This is a genomic window from Mycolicibacter acidiphilus, from assembly GCF_018455725.1.
Classification (GTDB): domain Bacteria; phylum Actinomycetota; class Actinomycetes; order Mycobacteriales; family Mycobacteriaceae; genus Mycobacterium; species Mycobacterium acidiphilum.
This window is the reverse complement of record NZ_JAHCLR010000113.1, coordinates 1-1958: the sequence shown is the minus strand read 5'-3', so window position 1 is coordinate 1958 and position 1958 is coordinate 1. Positions and strand designations below refer to the sequence as shown.

At 66.8% G+C, this 1958-nt stretch carries 3 protein-coding genes; all 3 read left to right on the top strand.

What is annotated here, in order from left to right; genetic code table 11:
• Positions 1-590: extracellular solute-binding protein (locus KIH27_RS22050; RefSeq protein WP_214095082.1), on the top strand; the 590-nt coding region annotated here is incomplete at its 5' end.
• A gap of 28 nt (positions 591-618) precedes the next feature.
• Positions 619-1434, top strand: coding sequence for an ATP-binding cassette domain-containing protein (locus KIH27_RS22045; protein WP_214095081.1), 816 nt, complete (start codon positions 619-621; stop codon positions 1432-1434).
• A 43-nt stretch (positions 1435-1477) separates the two neighbouring features.
• Positions 1478-1958: substrate-binding domain-containing protein (locus KIH27_RS22040; RefSeq protein ID WP_214095080.1), on the top strand; the 481-nt coding region annotated here is incomplete at its 3' end.

The following is a 1958-nucleotide window of genomic DNA, read 5'->3' as shown; positions in this document are numbered from 1 at the left end:
TGGTGCCGCTGCACCGCTCCGACGGCTCCGGTGACACGTTCGCGTTCACCCAGTACCTGTCCAAGCAGGATCCCGAAGGCTGGGGCAAGACTCCTGGCTTCGGCACCACCGTCGACTTCCCGACGGTCGCGGCCACCGTCGGCGAGAACGGCAATGGTGCGATGGTGACCGGTTGCGCCGCCAACCCGGGCTGCGTCGCCTACCTCAGCACCAGCTTCGGCGATCAGGCCCGGGCCGCCGGTCTCGGCGAAGCCCAACTGGGCAACTCCGAGGGCAGTTTCCTGCTGCCGAGCGCCGAGGCGGTGCAGATCGCGGCCGCCGGCTTCGTCGACAGGACCCCGGACAACCAGGCGATCTCGCTGATCGACGGGCCCGCACCGGACGGTTACCCGATCATCAGCTACGAGTACGCGATCGTCGACACCGGTCAGCACGACGCCGACACCGCCCAGACCCTGCGCGCCTTCCTGCACTGGGCGGTCACCGACGGCAGCGCCCCGCAGTTCCTCGACAAGGCCCACCTGTACCCGCTGCCGGATGCGGTGGCCAAACAATCAATCGCGCAGATCGCCACAATCCGCAGCAGTTGACACCTAATCCGCAGGAATCGTCAGTAGCATGACGCCGATGCAGCCCGATCAGTTGAATGTCGGACCTGATGCCACCGCTGCTGTCGCGATGCGATCGGTGGATCTGACTCTCGGTTTCGGCCCGAAAACCGTGCTGTCCGAGGTGAGTTTGACGTTTCCCGCCCGGGCGATCACCGCACTGCTCGGACCGACCGGCTCGGGCAAGACCACGTTCCTGCGCACGCTGAACCGGATGAACGACAAGGTCACCGGGTACCGGCACAGCGGCGACGTGCTGCTCGGCGAGTCCAGCATCTTCGGCGATTTCGACCTGATGGAGTTGCGCCGCAACGTCGGAATGCTGTTCCAGCGCCCGAACCCGTTCCCGATGTCGATCATGGACAACGTAGTGGCCGGGGTGCGCGCCCATAAAATGGTGCCGCGCAAGGCTTTCCGAGACGTCGCCGAGGAGAAGCTGCGGCTGGTCGGCCTGTGGGACGCCGTCAAGGACCGGCTCTCGGATTCCCCGTTCCGGTTGTCCGGCGGACAGCAGCAGCTGCTGTGCACCGCCCGCGCGCTGGCGGTCAATCCGGACGTGCTGCTGCTCGACGAGCCCACGTCCTCGCTGGACCCGACCACCACCGACAAGATCGAGGAGCTGATCGCGTCGCTGACCAGCCAGCTGACGGTCATCATGGTCACCCACGATCTGTCCCAGGCGGCCCGGATCGCCGACCGCACCGCATTCTTCTTCGAGGGTCGACTCGTCGAGGAAGGGCCGACGGCGCAGCTGTTCGCGTCGCCGCAGCACCAGGAAACCGTCCGCTACCTGGCCCGGGGTCGGCTCGCCGAAACCGGTCCGTAGCGGGGAAGAAAATCATCCAGATAGTAGTGAGGAAGGTGCAGCTGTGAAGACTCGCATGCGTACTCTGCTGGCCCTGTCGGCCACCGCGCCGCTGATCCTGGCCGGAGCGGCCTGCGGCTCGAAAACCGAGACCGCGCCGTCGAATTCGGCGCCGTCCGATGGCACGGCGGCCACCGCCCCGGCCACCTCGGACGTGTCGCTGTCGGAGACCGGCAGCACCCTGCTGTACCCGCTGTTCAATCAGTGGGGCCCGGCCTACCACGACAAGTACTCGAACGTCACGATCACCGCCCAGGGCACCGGTTCGGGCACCGGCATCTCCCAGGCGGCGGCCGGTGCGGTCGACATCGGCGCCTCCGACGCCTACCTGTCCGAGGGTGACATGAAGGAGCACCCCGGCCTGATGAACATCGCGCTGGCGATCTCCGCCCAGCAGGTCAACTACAACCTGCCCGGCCTGACCGGCAACCTGAAGCTCAACGGCACCGTGCTGGCCGGCATGTACCGCGGCGACATCAAGACCT

Bases quoted from the DNA above. Each gene is read 5' to 3' on its own strand.
- KIH27_RS22045 (WP_214095081.1), top strand. From the start codon at position 619: ATGACGCCGATGCAGCCCGATCAGTTGAATGTCGGACCTGATGCCACC.